At 70.5% G+C, this 5,652-nt stretch carries 8 protein-coding genes and 1 tRNA gene; 4 read left to right on the top strand and 5 right to left on the bottom strand.

Going from position 1 to position 5,652, the window contains the following annotated elements:
- A partial coding sequence (locus ESO86_RS10525; protein WP_165307639.1) for a response regulator transcription factor occupies positions 1-382 on the top strand: 382 nt, incomplete at its 5' end.
- Here ESO86_RS10525 and ESO86_RS10520 read toward each other — a convergent pair.
- The 3 genes from ESO86_RS10520 to ESO86_RS18825 all read right to left on the bottom strand — a co-directional run bounded on the left by ESO86_RS10520 (position 383) and on the right by ESO86_RS18825 (position 2,076).
- Positions 383-1,195, bottom strand: a complete 813-nt coding sequence (locus ESO86_RS10520) for a DedA family protein (RefSeq protein WP_165307637.1) — start codon at positions 1,193-1,195, stop codon at positions 383-385.
- 157 nt (positions 1,196-1,352) lie between these two features.
- On the bottom strand, positions 1,353-1,589 hold the full coding sequence (locus tag ESO86_RS10515) for a DUF1653 domain-containing protein (RefSeq protein WP_129234852.1): 237 nt from the start codon (positions 1,587-1,589) through the stop codon (positions 1,353-1,355).
- A gap of 235 nt (positions 1,590-1,824) precedes the next feature.
- Complete coding sequence (locus ESO86_RS18825) at positions 1,825-2,076, bottom strand: hypothetical protein (RefSeq protein ID WP_165307635.1); 252 nt, start codon at positions 2,074-2,076, stop codon at positions 1,825-1,827.
- 178 nt (positions 2,077-2,254) lie between these two features.
- On the opposite strand from ESO86_RS18825, the gene ESO86_RS10510 reads away from it, so the two are divergent.
- A complete protein-coding gene (locus ESO86_RS10510) occupies positions 2,255-2,833 on the top strand; it encodes a hypothetical protein (RefSeq protein ID WP_129234851.1) in 579 nt (192 codons plus the stop codon).
- Positions 2,834-2,873: 40 nt separating this feature from the next.
- Positions 2,874-3,134: a hypothetical protein gene (locus ESO86_RS10505; RefSeq protein WP_207207091.1), complete on the top strand. Its 261-nt coding sequence runs from the start codon at positions 2,874-2,876 to the stop codon at positions 3,132-3,134.
- A 50-nt stretch (positions 3,135-3,184) separates the two neighbouring features.
- On the opposite strand, the gene ESO86_RS10500 is transcribed toward ESO86_RS10505, so the two are convergent.
- Positions 3,185-3,266: transfer RNA gene (locus ESO86_RS10500), tRNA-Leu, on the bottom strand.
- Between the two features lie 111 nt (positions 3,267-3,377).
- On the opposite strand from ESO86_RS10500, the gene zwf reads away from it, so the two are divergent.
- A complete protein-coding gene (zwf, locus tag ESO86_RS10495) occupies positions 3,378-4,781 on the top strand; it encodes a glucose-6-phosphate dehydrogenase (RefSeq protein WP_129234850.1) in 1,404 nt (467 codons plus the stop codon).
- Positions 4,782-4,817: 36 nt separating this feature from the next.
- Here zwf and ESO86_RS10490 read toward each other — a convergent pair whose 3' ends face one another.
- Complete coding sequence (locus tag ESO86_RS10490; protein WP_129234849.1) at positions 4,818-5,507, bottom strand: hypothetical protein; 690 nt, start codon at positions 5,505-5,507, stop codon at positions 4,818-4,820.
- Positions 5,508-5,652 lie beyond the last annotated feature (145 nt).

The raw sequence follows: 5,652 nt of genomic DNA, 5'->3' as shown, positions 1-5,652 counted from the left end.
ACGCGCCCGGGTCCGGACCGGGTCGGGCGTGTGGCTGCTGCTGCACGCCTCGCCGCTGCGCGGCGCCGCCGGCGCGACGGGCGACGTCGTCGTGACCATCGAGGAGGCGCGGCCGCCCGAGATCGTCTCACTCGTCGTCGCCGCATTCGGGCTCACGCCGCGCGAACGCGACGTCACCCGGCTCGTGCTCCAGGGCGTCGAGACGAAGGAGATCGCCTCGACGCTGCACGTGTCGGCCTACACCGTGCAGGACCACCTGAAGTCGGTGTTCGACAAGGCGGGCGTGCGCAGCCGCCGCGAGCTCATCTCGCGCGTCTACTTCGACCAGTACGTGCCGCGCATGGGCGAGACCGTGGGCGCGACGGGGTGGTTCGCCGGCTGATCAGTCGTGCGGCGGGCGATCCTCGCCGTGCGCGTCGCCGTGGTGCGGGTGGTCGCCGTCGAGGTGCGGCGGGCGGTCGAACACGTCGGGGTCGAGCACGAGCTCCTCGGCCTCCTCCTCGTCGGTCACCACGTCCTCGCCGGCGGCCTCTGCCTTCTTCGCCTTGCGGCGCTCGCTGAAGTAGTGCCACGCGGTGACGAGCGCGGTGCCGCCGACGGCGACGAGCAGGATCAGGTCGATGTACTCGCGCACGAGGAAGGCGATCGGGGGGATGAAGCTGACGGCGTAGCCGAACATCGTCAGCCCGAAGCCCCAGAGCACCGCGCCGATGAAGTTGTAGAGCGTGTAGCGCCCGCGGTTCATGTGGCCGACGCCGGCGGCGACCGGCGCGAAGGTGCGCACGATTGGCACGAAGCGGGCGAGGATGATCGTCAGCCCGCCGAAGCGCTCGAAGAACGCGTTCGTGCGCTCCACGTTCTTGACGCTGAAGAGCCCGCTCTCCTTGCGTTCGAACACCCTGGGGCCGCCGCGATGGCCGATCTCGTAGCCGACCTCGCCGCCGACGAACGCCGAGACGCCGATGAGCAGCGCCACGATCCAGACCGTGACGCCGAACACGCCGGCCGGCGGCACGAGCTCGGAGTTCGAGAGCAGGCCCGAGATGACGAGCAGCGTGTCGCCCGGCAGCAGGAACCCGACGAGCAGGCCGGTCTCGGCGAAGACGATGAAGCAGACCACGAGCAGTGCCCACGGCCCTGCGCCCTGGATGATCGTCTCCGGGTCGAGCCACGGGATGAGCGCGGTGTGGATCACGGCGTGGTGCTCCTGTCGTCGGACGCGGCCGCGGCCGGTCCCGGTCGGCTGGGGTGTTCGAGCAGTCTAGCGAGCGGATGCCTCGCGGCGATCGGGGCAGCCCCCGAATCCGCCGTGAGCACGACGCGCACGTCGGCGGCCGGGCCGAGGCATCCGTTCACCGCTCGTCGACGCGGCGGAAGCGGGGGACGAGCGCCCCGTCGACCTCGACCTGCTCGGCGAACATGTCGGCCGGCCGCACCCAGACGCCCCGATCGCCGTACAGCTGTCGGTAGACGACGACCCACTCCTCGGTCTCGCTGTGCCGGGCGAGCGTGAGGACCTCGTAGCGGCCGCCCTTGACGTGCTCGTAGGTGCCGGGGGAGACGGCGGGTGGTTCGCGCACGTGCGGCATGGGGACATCGTACGGAGCCTGGACGTCCACCCCGACGCGTCCGCCGGCGGGCGCTCGTGTGACGCCGGTCGAGACCGAATCAAGCCGAGTGCGGAAGGTGGGACTTGAAATCTCCTCGACCCTCAGTCGATCACGAGGGAGTTGACACGATCGCCTGATCAGGCGTCTACTCCTCGGTTCAGTTCGATCGCGTTCGATGCTGTTCAGTGCCCGTTGAGTGTGGGCAGATGTTTGGTCACGCGCCGCAGTCGCACGCGATCTCGCCGGCGAGGTCGGCGTGCGTGCATCGGTAGGCGATCGGATCGCACTCCAACAGCACTCGGCTGGCAGCGATCTGCAGTCGCCCGGCGAAGTCCTGCCGACGCTCACGACGTCCAACCCGCAAGCGGAGGCGATAGAAGGCGAATGCCACGACGAACCCGATGACGACGCTCCACAACGTTCCAGCATCCACGATCGTGACGTTACGGCAGCCCACCACTGACACCTACTCGCGAGTGGGCCCCGACCAGAGGATGCCGGGGGTACTGATCGTTTCCGATCCGTCGCAATATTGGAGGCGAACTAGGTTGCCTCGGGATTGACGAGATCAACGCTACGCCTCGCCTGCCAACACGCGACTACTCCAACCGCTCTTGGGGTCTGCAGTCGGGCAGGATCGCAGGGTGGAGACGTTCGGGCTCGTGCTTCGCGTCATCGGTGTCGGACTCCAAGTACTTGGTCTTGTGATCGCGCTCACAGGAGTGCAGCGCACCCGGACCGCGTACGGTGCACCGCCCGGAGCTTTCGCCAAGTTCATCGCAGGGGTCAGGCGAGTGCTCCTTTCGTTGGCTAGACGGCTGGCGCGCGCTTGGTCTGCCTTGTGGCAGAGGTTCCGGAAACCCAGGACAGTGCCGGCAAGCGGAACAGCGGAAGGCGCGTTCAACGTCCGTGGCGATATGGGGGTGAAGCGGGCTGTGCTTGCAGACAACGCTGGGCTCGCGACCGCCGAGCGAATCTCGATCCTCGAACGCCGCTACGATCTCGTTCAGTCGCAGGCCGATCGGTTGGACAACGAGGCGTCGCGCCTTCACGTGCGGATCACCGAGACCGAAGAGGCGTTGAAACGGCATTCGGACGAGGGTGACCGCCAACTCGCCCTCTCAGGAGTCGGTGTGCAGACGGCAGGCCTCTCAGTGACCATGATCGGGTTGTTCGTTGCCGTGATCGGCGATCTTGTCGCTTCGGCTGGGGGCGAGGTGTAAGCCTAGGTGCGCGTTCCCTCGCCCGAGTCCGCCTCCGGCTGTGACCAGCCGCTCGCGTCGCGCTCGACCGGCCCGCGCGGCCTCGCTCGCGGTGGCGTCGGGGGCGCACATCAAGGCGGTGCAGTGCATGCTCGGACACGCCTCCGCGGCAACGACGCTGGACGCCTACGCCGACCTGTTCGACAACGATCTGTACGGCCTGTTCGACAACGATCTGTACGGCGTCGCGACCCGTCTGGACGACGGCGCTGCGCGTGCTGGTGTGGGCAAAGTGTGGGCACGCGCCACCTCGGGGGCATGAGCGAGGCCCCGACGCGCGCGTGATTGCTGGGAAGTCGAGGTCGAGTCGAGTGCGGAAGGTGGGACTTGAACCCACACGCCCGAAGGCACAGGAACCTAAATCCTGCGTGTCTGCCGATTTCACCACTCCCGCGAGTGCCCGTTCAGTCTAGGCGGCGGTGAGGCGCCGGCCCGGCAGGGGCATCGCGGCGCCGGGGCATCCGGCCCTTGTCGGCGTCGCCGCATCTCGGCCAGACTGCCGCCCATGGGGGCAACGGATGACACGACCGCGCGCCGCGACGTCCTGGTGATCTTCGGCATCACCGGCGACCTCGCGCGCGTGATGACCTTCCGATCGCTGTACCGGCTCGAGCGGCGGGGTCTCCTCGACTGCCCGATCGTCGGGGTCGCGTACGAGGACTGGACCAAGGACCAGCTCGCCGAGCGCGCGCGCGAGAGCATCGCGGCGACGGAGGGCGAGGTCGACGACGCCGTCCTCGGCCGGCTGATGGATCGCATGTCGTACGCGCACGGCGACTTCGGCAGGCCCGAGACGTACGAGGGCGTGGGGGAGGCGATGGGCGGGGCGGAGCATCCGCTCTTCTACCTCGAGGTGCCGCCGAACCTGTTCGCGACCGTCGTGAAGGGCGTCGCGGGCGCGGGACTCGCGACGAACGCGCGATTCGTGATCGAGAAGCCGTTCGGGCACGACCTCGCGTCCGCGAAGGCGCTCGCCGACGAGCTGCACTCCGTCGTCGGCGAGTCGCAGCTGCTGCGCGTCGACCACTACCTCGGCAAGGTCGGGCTCGAGGAGATCCCGTTCCTGCGCTTCGCGAACACGATGCTCGCCCCCGCGTGGAACCGCGACCACGTCGACCACGTGCAGATCTCGATGACCGAGGCGTTCGGCGTCGACGATCGCGGGCACTCCTACGATCCCGTCGGCGCGCTCCGCGACGTCGTCGTGAACCACCTGCTGCAGGTCGTCGTCGCCGTCGCGATGGAGGCGCCCGACCCGGGCGACCGCTCGTCGATCGGTCGACGGCGGACCGAGCTGCTGCGCGAGATCGTGCCGGCGGACCCGGCCCGGTACGTCCGCGGGCAGTACGACGGCTACCGCGACGTCGACGGCGTCGCCGCCGACTCGACGACCGAGACGTTCGCCGCGCTCGAGCTCCGGATCGACAACCCGCGATGGGCGGGCGTGCCGTTCTTCATCCGCACCGGGAAGCGGCTGCACGTCACCGAGGCCGAGGTGCGCATCGTCTTCCGCGAGGCGCCGTCGCTGGGGTTCGGGTTGCGCGGCGACCACCCGCCGTCGAACGAGCTCGTCGTGCGGCTCGGTCCGACCTTCGGCGTCCGCGTCGCGCTCGTGGCGCAGCGGGTGGATGCCGCCGACCCCGAGCTCGCGGAGCTCGACGTCGGGTTCGCCGCGGCGCCCGGCGAGGCGCCGACCCCGTACGAGGTGCTGTTCGAGGCGGCGCTCGCCGGTGGCGGGATGCGGTTCGCCAGCCAGGGGACGATCGACGCCGAGTGGCGCGTCATCCAGCCCCTGCTCGATGCGCCGCCCGAGGTGCATCCGTACGAGCCGGGTACGTGGGGGCCGTCGGCCGCCGACGCACTCGTCGAAGGGCGGGGCGGATGGCGCGAGCCCTGGCTCGACGGGTGACGCCGGCCGGCCGCCGACTCCGACCCGCAGCCGGCCTCAGCCCGCCGCGCGGTCGTCGCCCGCGAAGCGCTGGACGAGCTGCGCCTTCCGGCGGATCGCCTGCTCGTCGGTCGGCAGGTCCCAGATCGTGACGTGGTCGTCGGGCCCGACCGTCTCGACGCCCGTCGACGTCACGATCTCGATCTCGTCGTGCTCGATCCCGAACAGGTCGGCGCCGGTGCGGGCGCCCCAGCGGACGATCGTCCCGATCGGCTCGCCGTCCGGCCTGGCGAGGACGTGGCCGACGTGCTGCGGTCCGAGGCTCCTGGCCGAGAGCCGACGGAGCGGTCGGGGCTCGCCGCCCGTCGGGTTCGGCCAGCACACCCTGCACGAGCGCACTCCGGGGAGGTCGCGTGCGGCCTGCCGCGTGATCAGGTCCGGCAGCGGGAGGCGGTAGTCAGGGTCCGAGGCGAGTCGCCTCCGGTGCGGTTCGGTCCACCTCGACGGTCGATCCAGGTGCGACTCGATCGAGGCGCACTCGAGGCGGTGCAGCATCTGCTCGCGCGCCGATCCGCCACGGGTCAGGGCGTACTCGGCGCCCGAGGCGAAGCCGCGCCGGAGCTCCGCGACCTCCTCGGCGACGATGCGCGCGACGAGGTCGTCGACGGCCTCGCTCCGGTATGCGTCGTCGTCGCCGGTGGGCGCGGCGCCGACCTCCGGGGTGCGTGCGGGTTCGGGTCCGGTCATCGCGTTCGCTCCGTTTCTCGTCGCCCCCCGCGACCGTGTCTCTCGGCCGAGAGTAGTCAGGCGGTGCACCCGGGCGCGCGGCGACGCGCGGGCGTGTCGGTGCGGTGGCACCCGAACGCGGGGGTCCGCCGCGCGCGGGGCCGCG

The sequence above is a fragment of the Agromyces binzhouensis genome, assembly GCF_004135055.1.
Taxonomy (GTDB): Bacteria; Actinomycetota; Actinomycetes; order Actinomycetales; family Microbacteriaceae; genus Agromyces; species Agromyces binzhouensis.
Note: the sequence above shows the minus strand (reverse complement) of the source record. Positions and strands in the feature narration are given on the sequence as shown.